General features: G+C 43.3%; 15 protein-coding genes and 1 pseudogene. 9 read left to right on the top strand and 7 right to left on the bottom strand.

The genetic code is table 11. From position 1 onward, the window contains the following. Window positions 1-710: 710 nt before the first annotated feature. On the top strand, window positions 711-902 hold the full coding sequence (locus Q7J63_RS06910) for a hypothetical protein (protein ID WP_304884944.1): 192 nt from the start codon (window positions 711-713) through the stop codon (window positions 900-902). Between the two features lie 858 nt (window positions 903-1,760). Continuing rightward, the gene (locus Q7J63_RS06905; RefSeq protein ID WP_304884942.1) at window positions 1,761-3,836 is read left to right on the top strand and encodes a DUF4157 domain-containing protein; all 2,076 of its coding nucleotides are present in this window, start codon (window positions 1,761-1,763) and stop codon (window positions 3,834-3,836) included. A 664-nt stretch (window positions 3,837-4,500) separates the two neighbouring features. Here Q7J63_RS06905 and Q7J63_RS20855 read toward each other — a convergent pair. Then, window positions 4,501-4,647, bottom strand: a pseudogene (locus tag Q7J63_RS20855) (IS3 family transposase); the annotation flags it as partial. Between the two features lie 15 nt (window positions 4,648-4,662). Next, window positions 4,663-4,794, bottom strand: a complete 132-nt coding sequence (locus Q7J63_RS20850) for a hypothetical protein (RefSeq protein ID WP_370691875.1) — start codon at window positions 4,792-4,794, stop codon at window positions 4,663-4,665. 168 nt (window positions 4,795-4,962) lie between these two features. On the opposite strand from Q7J63_RS20850, the gene Q7J63_RS06895 reads away from it, so the two are divergent. The 3 genes from Q7J63_RS06895 to Q7J63_RS06885 are packed head-to-tail and all read left to right on the top strand — an operon-like array spanning window position 4,963 to window position 6,437. Beyond that, complete coding sequence (locus Q7J63_RS06895; RefSeq protein ID WP_019600167.1) at window positions 4,963-5,175, top strand: helix-turn-helix transcriptional regulator; 213 nt, start codon at window positions 4,963-4,965, stop codon at window positions 5,173-5,175. Further along, window positions 5,165-5,509, top strand: a complete 345-nt coding sequence (locus Q7J63_RS06890; protein ID WP_304884939.1) for a HipA N-terminal domain-containing protein — start codon at window positions 5,165-5,167, stop codon at window positions 5,507-5,509. Before Q7J63_RS06895 ends, Q7J63_RS06890 begins: the two co-directional genes overlap by 11 nt. After that, window positions 5,487-6,437 carry a HipA domain-containing protein gene (locus tag Q7J63_RS06885; protein WP_304884937.1) on the top strand — a complete coding sequence of 317 codons (951 nt, stop codon included), beginning with the start codon at window positions 5,487-5,489 and terminating at the stop codon, window positions 6,435-6,437. The genes Q7J63_RS06890 and Q7J63_RS06885 overlap by 23 nt, the downstream gene beginning before the upstream one ends. A gap of 66 nt (window positions 6,438-6,503) precedes the next feature. On the opposite strand, the gene mnmE is transcribed toward Q7J63_RS06885, so the two are convergent. The 4 genes from mnmE to Q7J63_RS06865 form a co-directional block, all read right to left on the bottom strand. Then, complete coding sequence (mnmE, locus tag Q7J63_RS06880) at window positions 6,504-7,886, bottom strand: tRNA uridine-5-carboxymethylaminomethyl(34) synthesis GTPase MnmE (RefSeq protein WP_304884935.1); 1,383 nt, start codon at window positions 7,884-7,886, stop codon at window positions 6,504-6,506. Window positions 7,887-7,888: 2 nt separating this feature from the next. Then, complete coding sequence (locus Q7J63_RS06875; protein WP_026333865.1) at window positions 7,889-8,338, bottom strand: thioredoxin fold domain-containing protein; 450 nt, start codon at window positions 8,336-8,338, stop codon at window positions 7,889-7,891. An 82-nt stretch (window positions 8,339-8,420) separates the two neighbouring features. After that, complete coding sequence (locus Q7J63_RS06870; protein WP_019600172.1) at window positions 8,421-9,083, bottom strand: metal-dependent transcriptional regulator; 663 nt, start codon at window positions 9,081-9,083, stop codon at window positions 8,421-8,423. A 590-nt stretch (window positions 9,084-9,673) separates the two neighbouring features. After that, window positions 9,674-10,828 carry a hypothetical protein gene (locus Q7J63_RS06865; protein WP_304884932.1) on the bottom strand — a complete coding sequence of 385 codons (1,155 nt, stop codon included), beginning with the start codon at window positions 10,826-10,828 and terminating at the stop codon, window positions 9,674-9,676. Between the two features lie 37 nt (window positions 10,829-10,865). On the opposite strand from Q7J63_RS06865, the gene Q7J63_RS06860 reads away from it, so the two are divergent. Together Q7J63_RS06860 and Q7J63_RS06855 are read left to right on the top strand one after the other, a co-directional pair. Then, a complete protein-coding gene (locus tag Q7J63_RS06860) occupies window positions 10,866-11,681 on the top strand; it encodes a 2,3,4,5-tetrahydropyridine-2,6-dicarboxylate N-succinyltransferase (protein WP_019600175.1) in 816 nt (271 codons plus the stop codon). Window positions 11,682-11,703: 22 nt separating this feature from the next. Further along, entirely contained in the window at window positions 11,704-12,309 is a 606-nt protein-coding gene (locus tag Q7J63_RS06855) for a tetratricopeptide repeat protein (RefSeq protein ID WP_304884930.1), read from the top strand. 57 nt (window positions 12,310-12,366) lie between these two features. Here Q7J63_RS06855 and Q7J63_RS06850 read toward each other — a convergent pair whose 3' ends face one another. Continuing rightward, window positions 12,367-13,131, bottom strand: a complete 765-nt coding sequence (locus tag Q7J63_RS06850; RefSeq protein ID WP_304884929.1) for a molecular chaperone DnaJ — start codon at window positions 13,129-13,131, stop codon at window positions 12,367-12,369. A 1,381-nt stretch (window positions 13,132-14,512) separates the two neighbouring features. Here Q7J63_RS06850 and Q7J63_RS06845 point away from each other — a divergent pair. Together Q7J63_RS06845 and Q7J63_RS06840 are read left to right on the top strand one after the other, a co-directional pair. After that, window positions 14,513-15,730, top strand: coding sequence for a hypothetical protein (locus Q7J63_RS06845; protein ID WP_304884928.1), 1,218 nt, complete (start codon window positions 14,513-14,515; stop codon window positions 15,728-15,730). Between the two features lie 171 nt (window positions 15,731-15,901). Continuing rightward, entirely contained in the window at window positions 15,902-16,930 is a 1,029-nt protein-coding gene (locus Q7J63_RS06840) for a polysaccharide deacetylase family protein (protein WP_304884927.1), read from the top strand. Window positions 16,931-17,254 lie beyond the last annotated feature (324 nt).

The raw sequence follows: 17,254 nt of genomic DNA, 5'->3' as shown, positions 1-17,254 counted from the left end.
TTTTACAATCTATTAAGCTAACAGTTTTACATTTTTTCATGAGATTTTCTCCTTTTCGTTCCTTTCTGTGGGAGATTTGGATCAGTCTGTCAAGTATTTCATTTGAGATGGCATCCTCCCAGATGAGATCGTGCCAACTCGTAACGTGCAAGCGGCTCACTTTGAATCGTTGGGTTTTCAATTTCGTGTTGTAGGGATGCATATCAGTTCAGGGAATGAAGAGGGTTATGAGGATAGAGGAGGTTTAGGACTTCTTTCACTTTCCTTCCATGGATACAGCTCAATAAGCATCGAAATTGACACTTTTTGTTAGGCTTGAATGAGGATGTAAATTCGGTTTTAGCTTTGAACTTTGTTGGTGGTTCTCGGTTTTGTAAAACCAATCCTACCAAGAAGATGAAAACCAAAATCTGCGCCTTATGTCAAAAAGAAGAGACCACACTTTATAGAGTGCAAGTAACAAAAGGCAAAATCTGGATTTTTATCTGTACCGATTGCTGCAATAAGGTAAAAGGTGAATCAAATTACCGTTATGGTGGCACCTGGAAGGGTGAACGGCATTAAAAGGGTTTCCAAAATGTATGCTTGGGTATTGGGGTAATCGGCTATATGACGCCAAAAAATACATGAAGTTCAACCAATGGAAGGCCAAGTGTGTTACGAATCCAAGCCAAAAAAAGGACCAACCGAAAAGATCTAATCCTATCCAAATGCCAAAAAGAACGTCAATCAACGATGTGAAAAAACTGGAATACCTCAATGATTTAGAACAGATTGTTAGAGACAAACGCAATGACAAGAGGGCCGATGCGAATAAGGAACGCCGCAATAGGCATTATGTCAAAGTGTTGATAAAGCATCAGTTGAATCACAATGCTGACGAAACGCAGCATGAAGATTAGACTTCAATTTCATTTATTGGTGTTTTACGTAATATTTTAGGTTTAAGGAAGAAAGATTTAGATTTGTTGCCACCGAAATCGATCCCGTATCACTGTTTGCATTCCGATTGGAATGCTAGCTTGATTTGCCCCAATGGATTAATCATTAAACGAATCTCCCCTCATAAATCAAGCCATTCCACCTACTGGTCCACGTTTCTCCCCAAGCCCAAATTCAAATGCGCAGGTAAAACCTCGAAGGGATAAATGGAATTTTCTGAGTCCAAGAATTGGGGAAGGGTTTCTTTCAAGGTTTTGAGGGTACCTTTTTCCTGCCTTATCCTGGTCTAAAAAGAGATCCACATGCTTATTTTTTGGTATCAGAATCGACTCGGTTACGTTTATCATGGAATTCAGGACGAGTAATTTTCTTGATAAGGTTGCTGTTTTGGATTCCCTCATCCTCATCAAATTAAAAGATTATACGCCTTTCCATTTTCTTGATGAAAAAAATGGATTAATGGTTTTTGAATAACCACATCGGGATGAGGGAATCCCCTGAAATGGATTAATTTGGGTGTTCTTTGAGATTTTGTATGAAACAAACCAAGGCAGTCACCTGTCGGGAAAAGGTATGCCCATAAACAATCACCAAACATGAAAAAACAGATCAAACACAACAAAAAAAGAAAATTCCCAAGGAATTTACAGTCATCTTCGTCCAAAACTAGGGCAAATGAATACCCATAATCCGGGAGGTTCCATCCAACTTTGTTTGATATGCAATTTTGGATTATCGAATAAAATAGTTATTTTTTACCTGAATTGCGTTTAAACCACTTTGTATTGTAGGGAGTAGATCATCACCTTGGAAAAAAAATGAATACGCACGCTGATAAACCACAGAAAAATAAGTGCCAGTCGGCTCCTGTTGCTAAACGACAGATGCAGAGCAGTAGTGAATCTCCTTTTCAATTTGTGGACAACAGACTTGAGGCTGTTGCACAAAGAAAGCTGCAAGAGATGGCCAAGAATAGTCCGAGAGCAATGCAGTTGAAAGCCTTTCAGGACATGCCTAACCATAGTCAACATACAAAACAAGCTGCTCAATTCCGGGCTGTGGCGGACAATCATGTTGCCCAACCCATCCAAAAACAAGGATTAGAAGAAGAAGGGCTTTTACAGGGTAAATTTGAATCTATCCAAAAGAAACAGAACAAAACAGGTTTGCCTGATCATTTAAAAACAGGGTTGGAAAACCTTTCAGGGATGTCATTGGATGATGTAAAGGTACATCGAAATTCTGCCAAACCTGCTCAGCTGCAAGCACATGCTTATGCAAAAGGAACAGCTATTCATTTGGGGCCAGGTCAAGAAAAGCACCTGCCCCATGAGGCCTGGCATGTGGTACAGCAAAAGCAGGGTAGGGTAAAGCCCACCCTGCAAATGAAGGGTAAGGTGAATATCAATGATGATGCAGGTTTGGAAAAAGAGGCTGATATCATGGGAAAGCAGGCATTGGATTCGAATCAAAAAACCAAGGCAGATATCAACAATAATTCCCTTGACAGGATTCCAATAAAGCAAATGGCCACAGTACAAAGGACGGAAGCCGCTGCGATAGCCCTTGCGCAAGTCTATGATCCAACGATAGTCAATTGGGCAAATGTCATTACGGCAAGAGGGCCAGGAGGAGTTGGCGTTCCCCCTACGGTCATCGATCTGCATTGGCCAGCAATCATCGCAGCCTATGTTGCGCCTCCTGCGGGAGGAAGGAACGCTGCTGCTTTAATTGCAGAATCCAACGCCCTGATTGCAACAGGTGATTGGGCAGTCCTTCAAAGAATCAAAGAAGCCAGTGAATTACTGGAACGTTTGCAAGAAGAGAAGCAAACCAAGCAAAACTTACTTAGATCCCAAAATCCAGATGGCAGTATGGCATTGGCACCTCTTATGATGCATGCCACTGCCGCCGAAATCCCTCCGATAGAGCTGGCAATAAACAATTTACAGGTTCATTTTATGATGCCCACCAGAACGGAAGAAGCAGGCGGCCCTGTAGGAAAGGGAGGGCTATTTAGCTCTGCCAAGAAAGCGACCGTTCTCGGTTTTGAAGGAGGAACAAACTTAGAATTGCATAACAGGATTAATCCTGAAACTAAAAAAGAACAAGGGCTGGGTAAGGGTGGATTTGGATACGGAAAATTTGGAAAGGTTGGCGACCAAACCAAATTTGTCAAGAAAATACGCCTGCGAACAGAAAAAAATGTGGCCGCAAGCCCTGCAAGGGTTGGCGCAATTGATGACCCATATGCCCTTCCTGCTGACTTAGCTTCAGAAATGGCGCCAGGTTTGACCGGAGAATTAAGTGGAATAAGGAGAGAGGCCACACTGACCAGACAAGGAGGCGTCCTTGACCACCCAAATATAGTTGCAACAGAAGCCGCAGGAATAAGACCGGGGAAAGACGGAAAACTCAAAGCCTACATGGTTCAGGAAAAAATGGAAGGGGATGTTTCGGGAATAATAAAAGCTGGAAAAATCCCGAGGGCATCGGTAATCAATCTTATTAGGGGTACTCTAAATGCAGTCGTCCATATGCATGCGAACAATTATCTACATCGAGATATAAAGCCTGATAATATTATGATTGACAGTACGGGAGCACCCAAACTTATAGATTTTGGCACAGCAGCGCTTATGGTTGGAGGAGTATTCAACTCTCCCACAGCGGAAGGTACCAGAGAATTTATGCACCCCGATACCCAAGTCGCTCCCGCACCTCCGGGTGGATATGACTATCGTGTTTCAACAGATATCCAAGCATTAAAACTAACATTTCTGAAGCTTGTCGGCCAATCACCGGAATCTGTCGATATTGGAGGTTGGGTTGCTGGAATAGATGTTGACAATTCCACCACAGCAGCATTGCTGGCAGGATTTAACTTTGCCTAAAGAGCATCTGTTCGGCCTATAAGCGTTGAGCGATAGATATTTATATAAGGAAAGATGTATGATGTGAATGCGTTGAAATAGAACAAGAATAAAGTCTATTCCAAAGATTAAACGCCATAAAAATGGACTTTTATTCGGATCGTTGGTGGTAAGAGGGTAAAAAAATTGTCTTAAATAAGATTATTCAAAAGACAAGAAAATAATTGAAAAGTCTGCAACACTTGATGGAGCACAAACAGATATGTGTTAAGCTATGCTTTTGGCTCATTGGGTTTAATAACTTAAGGATTAATGTGGTTATAATCTGCATTATTTTCTTATAATTATTCACCTAAACAAACCATTTAGAAACTTTTAATTGGCGGAATCTTAATTAGTCCTGTTTTGAATATTTTAGAAAAAATTATGGATTTGAAAGGAAATAGACTGAACAATCACTTTAAGAATTTGGCCATGGAAAACTCAACTATGGGTGATAATGTGAATCCATTGGCATGTAGCTTATCCATTTAAAATCCAAAAGGGTTTTTCAAGTGATGTGGATTTGCAACAATAAAATGGACAAATATATTTAGCCCATTGATTTATTGATTCCCGTCGCCTGCCGTGGGCTCCTCAAATTGTTAGTGCGACTTGAAATAAAATCACCCTGACAATTTCGAGGTCAGACCTTTTTGATTTCCTTATGCAGCATTTTTTTGTTGATTTTTCTAAATTGTTCCAGTGAAAGATATCCTAGGGAAGAGTGTCTCCGGATTCTGTTGTACCATATTTTAATAAATTCAAACAGCTCCTGTTTTGCTTCCTTTACCGATTTGTACTTCCTCTATCCTGTTTCTGATTTCAGGATTTTGAAGAAGTTTTCCGCCACCGCACTGTCCCAACAGTTCCCTTTTCTGCTCATACTTTGAGTAACTTTTTTTGGATCCAGTCCATCTCTGAACTCACTTTCAAACATTCTTTCCAACGTTCAAGAAAATATTTATACCTTTTAGGGTATACTTTAGATGTATCACCAAAATTTATACCCGTAAAGGTATATTAAATTTTTTATTTCTGTTAAATATACCCTATCAGGTATATATTTGTATATTTACCTTAATTAACACCCGAAGGGGTATAGGATATGGGATTGGCCAAGTTTGTCAAGGAAAAAAGAAATGCAGTGAAGCTGACCCAGCCTGAATTGGCGAGTAAAGCGGGGGTGGGCCTTCGGTTTCTCAGAGATCTGGAGCAGGGTAAGGAAACACTGAAAATGGATAAAGTGAACCAGGTATTGTCGATGTTTGGATATGAACTTGGACCAGTACCCAAATCTGAGCAAAACCATGATAAGTAGTAGAATTGCGGATGTCTATATGCATGAGTTTTTGGCGGGGAATCTGGTACAGAACGATACGGGATACCAGTTTACCTATATACAGGAATATCTCCATAGGGAAGGGGTAGCGCCAGTTAGCCTTACGCTGCCCTTACAATCTGCGCCTTACCACTCACTTACAATGTTCCCGTTTTTCGACGGTTTGATACCGGAAGGATGGCTGCTTGATATCGCAGAGAAAAATTGGAAACTGGATTCCCGGGACCGTATGGGCCTTTTGCTGTTGTGCTGTAAAGATACCATTGGAGCGGTCAGTGTCATCCACCAAAATGAAAACCCTGATGGTCAATAAATGTCTGTACTGTTACCAGACTTTGGTAGAATCTGAAATTGATTTTCATCCCAGATGCAGCAGAAAGATTTTTGGAACGGCTATAGCTCCTGAGCTTCCTTACAGTGAGCAGGAGTTGGAGCCTTTGGCAAGAACTGTAATTGAAAACCATACGGCTTTGACCGGAGTTCAACCCAAGTTGTCTCTTCATATTTCCTCAGATAAAGATGGCCCAAAGCGTTTTACGATTGTAGGTTTATGGGGTGGCTATATTCTAAAACCTGCATCCACCATCTATCCACAGCTTCCAGAAGTAGAAGACCTGACCATGCACCTGGCCGAAATAGCGAAAATTAAGGTTGTACCCCATGCGCTTATCCGGATGCAATCGGGCAAGCTTGCCTACATCACCAAAAGGATTGACCGGACGAATAAAGGAAAGATACACATGGAAGATATGTGTCAACTGACACAACGGTTGACGGAGGACAAGTACAGAGGATCCTACGAACAAATAGCAAAAGCCATCCTTAACTATTCCAAAGCACCCGGTTTGGATCTGGTCAATTTTTATGAACAGGTCCTGTTCTGTTTCCTCACCGGCAATGCTGATATGCATCTCAAGAATTTCTCCCTGATTTACCAACCTGGTCTAGGACCTGTACTCAGCCCGGCCTATGATCTGCTCAATACGGCCATTGTCAACCCGGCGGACGAGGAGGAGCTTGCCCTCACGCTGAACGGGAAAAAAAACAGGATCCGAAAAAGTGATTTCAGATTAGCCTTTACCTCGGCTGGTCTGGATGAAAAACAACAAGAAAACATCTTCAATAAAATGATCAAATCCCAAAAATCTTGGCTGCAGATGATTCAAAACAGCTTTCTTTCACAGGAATTTAAAGAACGTTACACCATACAATTGAGTGAAAGGATAAAAATAATCTTGTAGGTTTGATCAAGCAAAACTTAGTTAAAACCCGCATTTACTGGAATTTAAATCCTAAAGTCCGGTTGGTTACTTCCCGATGCAAAACTTCCTGAAAATATTCTCCAACAGATCATCCGTGGTGATCTCGCCGGTGATTTCTCCCAGGAAGTGGAGTGATCTCCGGATGTCCATCGCCAGGAAATCATTGGTAATCTGGATCTCCAAACCTTGGAGGATGTCAAGCAGGGAATCCCTGGTTTTCATCAAGGAATCGTAATGACGGATATTGGTTACGATCGTGTTTCCGGTTCTGAATTTGTCCAGATTCACCAGTTCGAGCACACGGTCTTTTAGGGCTTCCAGATTCTCTTTTTGCCCTGCGGAAATAAAAATAGTGTCGGGATATTTTGTCTTTAAAGTGCTGATTAAATTGGGATTGCCTTTGTCCATCTTATTGGCAACTTTAACAAAAGGGACACCGAGATCCTCCAGCTTGGCAATGTCTGTTTCGATCTCTAACAGATCCGTGTCGGTCAGGTCAAAGAGGTACAGGATCAAAGAGGCAGACTTCATTTTTTCATGCGTGCGGCTCACCCCGATGGACTCGATGATGTCCGTCGTTTCCCGCAATCCGGCCGTGTCGATAAACCTGAAAATCACGCCACCAATGTTGATTTCATCCTCGATGAAATCACGGGTGGTGCCGGCAATTTCCGAGACGATGGCTTTTTCCTCGTTGAGCAAGGCATTGAGCAAGGTGGATTTTCCGGCATTGGGCTTTCCCGCGATCACCGTGGGTACCCCGTTTTTGATCACGTTGCCCAAGTCGAAACTTCCGATCAGCAGTTCCACCGCCCGAAGCAATTTCTCCACCAAAATGCGCAAGTCATCTCTGCTGGCAAACTCTACATCCTCTTCACCAAAATCCAGTTCCAATTCGATCATGCTGGCAAAATGGATCAGCTCAGCACGCAGCTTTTGGATTTCCCCACTGAACCCGCCACGCATCTGATGCATCGCTGCCTGATGGGAGGTCTCGGAATCGGAGTGGATCAGGTCTGCGACGGCCTCTGCTTGGGCAAGGTCGAACTGTCCGTTCAGGAATGCCCTCTGGGTGAACTCACCGGGTTTGGCTGGCCTGGCGCCATTCCTGATCAATAATTTGATCACCTGGTTTACGATATAGGACGAACCATGCGTGGAGATTTCCACAACATTTTCCTTGGTGAAGGATTTGGGGGCAACAAAGAGGGAGACCAATACTTCGTCGATGATCTTGTCACCGTCCCGAATGGTTCCGAAATGGATGGTGTGGGAATCCTGCTTTTCAAGGTTCTTGCCTTTGAAAACTTTGTTCGTTAGCCGAAGGGCTTCTTTTCCTGAAAGTCGGATGACCGCGATGGCGCCAACCCCCTGCGGAGTGGCCAAGGCGACGATGGTGTCTGAATGCTCGTGAAGGGAAAAACTCATGTTTACTTGCTGAACTTTTGGACCAGATTATCCAGGCCTGTAAGGAAATCATCCGGCAGTCTGTAGCCGGGCATTTGGGTGATGTTTTCCATCACCGGATCCATGAGGATAAAGTTGGGAAAGGAGTTTACCCGAAAGGCGCGGGCCATGGTTTCTTCGGTGTATTCCCGGCCTTTGAAATTGAATTTTCGGCTGCTGTTTTCTGCATTGAGTTTTACAGGATAAAAGCTCTTGTTGATGTAGGCAATCACGGCAGGATTGGTGAAGGTTTCCTTGTCCATTTTTTTGCACCAGCCGCACCAATCGGTGTAGACATCCACCAAGATCATCCTGGGATTTTCAGCGGTTTTGGCCGCGGCTTCCTCGAAAGTCAGCCAGTTGATTTTGTCTTGTGCCTGAAGGGTAAGTGCGCCCAACAGGAGAGGTATAAAAAGGAAGGATATTTTTTTCATCGGATTTCTTGAATTACGAATTTCCATAAAGGAACGGCATTCTCCAAATCGAAGTTCGGGTAGCCGTCATTTTTTCAAAATCTTACTGCATGATCAAAATATTTGCAGCGACTTCTTTTGACATGAACAATGTCTTTTTGTTATCCACCATGATTTCGATGGAGCCATCGAATTCCACTTTTTCCAGGACCTTGATCCGTGCCCCGATATAGGCGCCGACCTTGTCCAGGTATTTGAGGAATGCCGAGCTGTTGTCCTTGACCGCGACGATCTGTCCGGTGTCAAGAATGGAGAGTTCGTTGAGGGGAAGTCGGGGGCGGGCGCGGACATCTCCGTACTCATCCGGGATGGGATCACCATGGGGATCGAACTTGGGAAACCCCAGGTATTCGTCCAGTCTTTGGATCAGGATTTTGGATTTGATGTGCTGTAATTCATCGGCAACGGCATTGACCTCGTCCCAGGAAAACTTCAATTTGTCCACCAAAAACACCTCCCAAAGATGGTGCTTTCGGATCGTCCTTAAAGCAAATTTTTTGCCTTCTTCGGTGATGTGAACGCCGTAATATTTCCGGTATTCGATCACTTCTTTTTCACCAAGTTTCCGCAGCATGTCACTGACGGAGGCGGGCTTGGTTTTCATTTCCGCAGCGATGTCGTTGGTGGAAACGCCCTTCTTTCCTTCCTCGGAAAGTTGGTAGATGGCCTTTAAATAATTCTCTTCTGCGTAGGTGAGGTTTGTCATACGGAATAGGGTTCGATACGCAAATATAGAGATTTAGACGATACTAAAAAATAGTTTTATATAGACTAAATCGCCTGTGGATAACTCGGTTTGGGATGTGGGAATGGTTTTAGAGTTGTCTAAAAAAATATTTAGTCAATAGTAATAAACCTGTTAAATACCTGTTATATAGTATTTTGTGTTTGTATTTGTGTCTTAAAAATAGCCCTTCAAGTAAAGGTTAAAAGGTTTCCGCTGTGAAAATGGGGGTTTCCATTTAAGGGCTTGAGTGGATAACTTTTTCACTTGACGTGGATAAGTTGCTTGTGTTCAAAAATGGGTTGTTGAAAGAGAATGGCTCTTCTGGGATCCCGAAATGGGGTCCTGCTTTTTATTTTCTGTTGCGCAAAAAATGTTGCTCAGCCGGAAGTCTTTGGAGAATGGCGGGCTTGGGGGTTCCTCTTTTTTCTGCTTGCCGGCTCTTTATATATCTCCCAAAACTGAGTTCAAGCAATCAGATTGCCTACTTGCCTTATCAGAAATAAAGCAGCCGGAAGATAAATGAAAGGAAAAAAATCACTGGGGTTTTAGGGGTGAAAAATGAAGCGGATTTAAACTGGATTGGATGACTCCCCAATTGGATTTTGCTCTTCGGAAAGTTTCCGGATGCGGTCCAAAAACTCAGGTTCCTGGCTTTTCCACAAGACGCTTTCCGGTACGGGAGAAGTAAAAAAATCCTGCTCCAACAGCGATGAAAACCGAGCGCCCGCATGCTCGAGATCCAAAAAATCGATGGACAGACCTGCCCGGAGGGGTTGGTAAATGTCCGCCCAAATCGCGTTTGGAGGCAGCAATACCGGAACACCCAAGGCCAGACTTTCATACAATTTGCTTGGGATTTTTGGGGCAATACTGGGCAGCAAATGATAGGGCATCACTGAGAAATCAGTCCCTTTGTAGCTTTCCAAAATGGTAGAATAGGGGAGTGGGGATTCCGAAATCCGACTTTCAATCGCTGGATTTCCTGCTGTTTTCTGTTTGATTTTTTTTAAATAGGAAGGCAAAGGAGCATGTCCAACAATTCTTAGTTTGGAATTTGGGAAGCCTTCCTGGATCTTTTGGAACCAAAGAATGCCTTCCAATGTCCCATAAACTTCCGTCAATGTTCCCGAAATCAAGAAGGTCAAGCCCTTGCCCGATTCAATTTTATAGCCCAATTTGGGGACGATTTGGCCATGGAATCGGTTCTCCAACACGGTGAAATTCCGGATGTTTTTCAGCTCTTCAGTATAGCATTTCTCGGCAAAAAAGTAATGGTCGACAAAGGGACTTGACACCGTTTCGATGGCTTTCACCAATCCGATGGAGACATGTTTTTTTAGTCCCTTTTGGCTCTTGTTGTGGGCAAGATTGAGGGAATAGTTTTCCTGCAGATCGTAGATGATTTTGTACCTCAGAAAGGGTTTCAGCAGGATAGCCGGCACCATCAATTCGTAGGTGGAAAGGATCAGTATTTGGGGTGTATCCCGCAGCAGGATCCCCATGAATTTGGCACCTATCAAAGCCCTTTTCCAGTGGGTTCTGAAATGACAAAAAAGTGGGATGAATTTTAAGTTTTCTTCATCTATTTCTTTTTTTGTTGAAAATCCTATGATGTTAATGCGGTATTTATTTGTTTCACGCAATGAAAGTCCCATACGGCAATACGCTCTGGGATCTTTAAGGGGTTTGAGGACGGAAGCGATGGCAATCTTAATCTTCTCCATCAAGGGATTTTTGAACAAAGCGAAACTAAGAAAAAAAATGGATTTAAAAACGATCATCGAAAGTGCCTGGGACGACAGGGAGTTATTGAAGCAAAAAGAAGTGGTTATTGCCATCAAAACCGTCATCAGCGATTTGGATATGGGTGTCCTTAGGGTTGCCGAACCAACAGCATCCGGCGAATGGCTGGTGAACGATTGGATCAAGAAAGCCGTGATCATGTACTTCCCGATCCAGAAAATGCAGACCATTCAGGTGGGTCCATTTGAATTCCATGACAAGATGGCCCTCAAGACAAACTATGAAAAGAAAGGCGTAAGGGTGGTTCCACATGCCGTGGCTAGATATGGAGCCTACTTGGCCAATGGGGTGATCTTGATGCCTTCTTATGTCAATATAGGAGCCTATGTGGACAGTGGCACGATGGTTGATACCTGGGCGACGGTGGGCTCATGTGCACAGATAGGCAAAAACGTGCATTTAAGTGGTGGTGTGGGCATAGGAGGTGTGTTGGAACCTGTTCAGGCTGCTCCTGTGATCATTGAAGACGGCGCCTTTATTGGCTCCAGAGCCATCATCGTAGAAGGGGTGAGAATAGGCAAAGAGGCTGTCATCGGGGCAGGCGTTACGCTGACCGCAAGTTCCAAAATCATCGATGTGACCGGTTCTGAACCAGTGGAATACAAAGGGTATGTCCCGGAGCGGTCTGTAGTCATTCCCGGATCCATCACCAAAGTCTTCCCTGCAGGTGAATTTCAAGTACCCTGTGCTTTGATCATCGGTCAAAGAAAAGCCTCCACCGACCTGAAAACCTCCCTGAACAATGCCTTAAGGGAAAACAATGTTGCGGTTTAAGTTTAAATAGAACAAAAGAAAAATGGATTTTAAAAATTGGATTGCTGCTTTTTCAATGCTTTTGGTTGTTTCCTTCTCGGCATGTACCGGGGGAGGCGCTAAAGAGGGCGATAGTTACTTCGCGGATGGAAATTATGAAAAAGCCATAGGGGCTTATGATAAATTCCTTACCAATGATCCCAAAAACGTCAAAGTGCTCTACAATAGAGGAAGATCTTATGAGGAACTTGGGGATTTTGCCAATGCGGAGAAAGATTTCCTGAAAGCACTTGAATCGGATTCAAAAAATATTCAGGTATTGATGAGCTTGTCCAATGTGTACCAAAAGCAGAAGAACCACAGTGCGGCATTGCTTTATGCAGACTATGCTGTGGAAATACCGGGAGCTCCAGCAATGGCCTATTTCTTAAAGGGAAGGGCTTTGCATCAGTTGGGAAACACAGATGAAGCCCTCAGGGAATACTCTGCTGCCATTAAGATGGACAAGGATTTTGGACAGGCTTTCTATTACAGAGGTTTGTTGAAGATCGCCACCAAAAGCAAAAAATCAGGTTGTGAAGACCTCAATTTGGCGCTAAAAATGAATTTTGAAGCTGCCAAGGAAGTCATTGAAAAGTATTGCCAATAAAAAAATCTCCTTTCTCAGGTTTACGAAATAAAAAAAGTCCCTTTTGAGGGACTTTTTTTATGGGTTTCCATGTGATTTTAATTTGTGAAAGAGTTGTGAAAGGTGCTGGATTTCCTTTTCCGGTTCGTGGTCACAAAGGTGATCCGATTGAAGCCTTCCCGATCCTTGGCAGGTTCTACAGGCACTCACTTCCTTTTTGCTGCCATTGCAGGTGGGGCATTCCAGCCTGCCTTTGCCAGAGCACCTGTCGCATTCAAAATATTCGACGATGTTGAAGACATTTCTTTTGGTCACCATGCCGGATCCCACGCATCTGCTGCAGCCGATCACGCCCTTTGCTTTGCAATAATTGCATTCTTGTTCGATCTGCTTGGTTCCTTCGCAGGTGAAGCACTGCTGGTATCTATAGCCTCTCCGGTCGCAAAGTTGGCAAACCTTGATCTCGTTGAGCGGGTTTTCAAGTTTTTGTTCAAGTCTTTTAGCGGCATCGTAATTATCCCCCTTAAAACCATTGATTTCGAGATATTTGTTCAAAAAATTGGCACTGTTGTCAAACTGCTGAAGTTCAAAAAGGGTCTCTGCAAAATAATAGGGCATCTCGGAGGGGATAGGCAGATTGGAATCGATGATTTGCCTAAATAATCCATTGGCCTTATCGTATTCACCTTTTTCCATTTCCGACAAAGCCGTATTCATTAATCTGGAAGATCCTCCTAAAGTTGGCTGAACTTGGGCCATTCCAGTATTCAAATGTAGAATAAAAACCAATCCGAGGAGAAGCACTATTTTTTTATGGAAATTACTGGGGCTTATTGTACGCATTTTGACTTTTTATATTGAAGGCACAAATTAATCACGTTTGATCCATAAATCAAATTTCTTCCTTTTTGAACCACTTTTGATAACTTCAATAATGTTAAGTATTTCCTTTTTTATGTCAATAAAAATCTACTCGTTATTGGATTTTTTTCTTTAGCCAACAATAGCCTCTAGAGTTTTCCATATCTCTACGGATTCTTCTTTAGGTAAATGAAAATTGAAAACCTTTCAGGATTCTCGATCCTTACATTCCTGTTGAAGGATTAAAACCTCATAAGCATTTGATATAGAACAATTTGCTATTTTGACCAATTGAGAAATGTCAATAAAGCAAAAACGTTACTAAGGAAGAAATGTAAGCCTTGATTTTTTGGTTCCTTTTTCATCAAGGAAAAAGTGACAAAGAAAGAAAATTGCGATTAATGTCAACTACCTGCTTTGGCGAAAACCCTTCGGGATTCAATCTTTTTCTTTAGCCAAAAAGAAACAATCACGACATACCAATTCCCACGGGTTGCAACCCGTGGGAATTCAAGGTTAAAGCCCTTCAGGCTTCGTGATAATTGGTCGCCAAGGAAGGAAGGAGTGGTCTGTGGGGACACAGACCACGGTTAACCGGAAGGAAACGTTATCATCGTACCAAACTTCCGCCGGATGAAAGGACGGCCTATATATCTGCGGTTTTTGGCAGGCATCGGAGAGCGTGAAGAAAATGAGTTAGCTTACGAAGGTTCACCGAGTAAGATCCACTCATTTTTAGCTCGCAGAAGCCAGACAAAAATCAAATTGGAAGGGAATCAATAAAGTGAAGAATTCCCGTCCCAATTTGAAGAAGAGATATCAGCCTTGATTTTTTGGTTACTTTTTCATCAAGGAAAAAGTGACAAAGGAAAAAAATCACCACAAATAATAACCACCTGCTTTGGCGAAAAACCTTCGGGATTCAATCCTTTCCCTTTGCCAAAGACAAACAACCACGACATACCAATTCCCCCGGGTTGCAACCCCTGGCAAATCAAGGTTGAAGCCTGCCTCTGCCGGCTGACAGGCCCTTCAGGCTTCCCTTCACAATCCGATAGGACATTGATGCATTGCCAACTTCATCACCTTCGTTTTTCAGTAAATTAAGGAATGAAAACCCATCACGAATCCAAAAATTTAAAAATGAAGTAAGGAATCCCTTCAATTCCCCATTTCTTCCCTATATTTAATCCGTAATATGCATTTGGTTTCAAAAAAGGGGTTCATCTGCAAGAATATCAGACTCTTGGGAGACTAATTTCTGATAGCAATAGGGTGAAGTCAAAAATACGCAACACCTAATTGATTATCAGTCAATTACAACCTTTAATTGAGTTTGGAATGCATAACACGGGTTTAAAAAATGCTTGGCGCCTTTATCCTTATCTTCATTCTTTTCGGCGTCAGCCAGCCGATCCTCAACAGTATCCAGCAAAGGCATAAATTTGTCAAGGCTGGGTTTCTCAACCAAATGTATTGGTACCACATGCTTTTTGGGGGGATTTACTATTCCTATACCCTCGTGGCAAGGTCGGATTCTGTCAACTACTACAATAAAACGCTTAAATACTGGCCTACTTGGGGATCTGCCTTCAGTCCGGGAACGGATTTTATGGAATGGATGGCCTTTCCTTTTGTCCGCTACCTGAATTTCAACTATGAAATGACCATGTTCCTCTTTACATGGTTTGGTTTTTTGGGCTTTGTGTATTTCTATCTTTTCTTCAAAGAGAACCTTCGTTTCAATCCCAAGTTTGAGGGATACGATGCCATTACCATTTTCATGTTTTTGCCCAATATGCACTTTTGGACTGCTTCCTTGGGGAAAGGAGCGGTTATCTTTTGTGGGATCGGCTTCTTGGTTTATGGGCTTTCCTGGCCGGGAAAGAGGATCCCCCATTTGGCAATTGGGGGGCTGTTGACCTATATGGTTCGGCCCCATATCCTGTTTGCAATCGTGATCGGGATGGGGGTGGGCTTTATCCTGGGCAAGGAAAAGGTGCCTGCTTATCAGAAATACCTGACTGCCATTGGCGGGCTCGTGATCAGTATATTGGTCTATGATCAGTTGCTGACCTATTTGGGCTATGATCCGAACAATATCGTGGAGAGTTTTGAGGAAGAATCCGGATTGAATGCCCAGCGTCTTCAATCCGCAGGTTCCGGCGTCGATATGGGTTCCTACAGCTTACCCATGAAATTGTTTACCTTCTGGTTTCGTCCCTTGTTCGTGGATTCACCGAACCTGTTGGGAATTTTTGTTTCCATGGAAAACCTGCTCTATATCTACATGTTTAGCAGGGTCCTGAATAAGGATTTCATCAAATTCATCAAGGGAGCACCGGCCATGGTGAAGATGTCCGGAATCGTATTCATCTCGATCTCTATTTCCATGACTTTTGTGATGTCCAATCTGGGCATCATTATCCGCCAAAAAAGCCAGATCATGTACTTTATGCTCTTTGTGGTGATCGCCTTTATGGATTGGCAAAAAACCAACAAGATGCGCAAGCGGCTGGAGATCTACAACCGGATCGTGGAAGAAGAGCAACGCAACCGCGAGCTTTCCGAATCCAAATAATCTATCTTTTGATACCAGAACCTTCCTTCTTTGACTTTAAAACCTGAAAAGTTCAAAATTTAAAGAAAGAATGCATTGAAAAGTCAAGTTTACTATTAACATTGCATCAGGCTAATTACCCAATTGCCCAAAAAACCACCCCATTATGCATTCAGCGAACATTACCCACCTATGACTCCACCCGTATTCACCATCAGCCTGGACTTTGAGCTCCTTTGGGGGATATTTGACAAGGTGGGCAACAACGTCAATAAGGAATATTTCTTAAAAACCCGCAAGGTAATCCCCCAATTGCTGGAGCTTTTTGCCCAAAATGAAATCCAGGTTACCTGGGCGACGGTCGGGATGCTTTTTGCCGAAAATGAGGAGGAGTGGCACCACTATTCTCCCATTCACAAACCTTCCTACCGAAACAAAAACTATTCGGCGTATGAATGGAAAAAACAGCATGGTTTAGAACCTGACCTTCATTTTGCGCCAGACCTTATCAAAAGAATCCTGGAGACCCCGGGCCAAGAAATCGGAAGCCATACTTTTGCCCATTTTTATACCCTGATCAGGGGGCAGTCCCCGGACCAATTTCGGATGGACTTGCAGGCTGCCCAAAAAATTGCCGGGGAGAAATTCGGCATTCAACTCAAATCTTTGGTTTTTCCAAGAAATCATCTCAATCACCAATATTTGGCGATTTGCGGAGAAGAGGGATTTGATCAGGTGCGGGGAAATCCTAAAAACTGGTTTTGGCAAGAAACCCAACACGGGAGTTTGTTGAAACGACTGAGTCGGACAGCGGACTGTTTCGTGCCCATGGGAAGCCAGACTTCCTATCCCTGGGAGGAAGTGGAGAAGGAAGGGGAATTAGAACCTTGGATGATGCCAGCTTCCCGATTGCTCAGACCCTATTATGGATCCAACAACCTGATCAATACATTGAGGTTGAACCGGATATTCCAAGAGATGACCCATGCAGCCAAGCACGGGCAAATTTACCACCTCTGGTGGCATCCCCATAATTTCGGTCATTATCCCGAAGACTCCATGCGGGAACTATCCAAAATCCTCCAGCATTTCCACAAACTGAAATCCCAATATGGCATGCTTTCCCTTTCCATGAAAGAATTGGGAACACTAAATACTGTCCACTCACAGCAAACCGAAATAATCCCCAGTCAAAAAACCGAGATTATTTCAGTAAAATAGCAGGACTTCAATCGAAAAAACGCAAAGCAACAGAAGGAATCCTATTTCCCAATCTTGGACAGTTTTTCATTATTCAAGCCCTTCAGGCTTGGTAAACCATATGAACCATTTTTCCAGCGCATTGTATACGGGGCTAACCAAATTCATTCCCTTCAGGCTTGGCGGATATTGGACGGCAAGGAGTGGTCTGTGGGGAGAGAGGCCATGGGTGTGGAATTACCACTAAACTTCCCTCGGACGTGGGGAGGAGGAAATTGGACCGAGCCGGCGTGGGCCAAGGGCGGAGGAGGATTCCAATTTCTTGGCCTTTTGGTTACTTTTGGG

The organism is Rhodonellum sp. (assembly GCF_030656585.1).
GTDB classification, from domain to species: domain Bacteria; phylum Bacteroidota; class Bacteroidia; order Cytophagales; family Cyclobacteriaceae; genus Rhodonellum; species Rhodonellum psychrophilum.
Note: the sequence above shows the minus strand (reverse complement) of the source record. Positions and strands in the feature narration are given on the sequence as shown.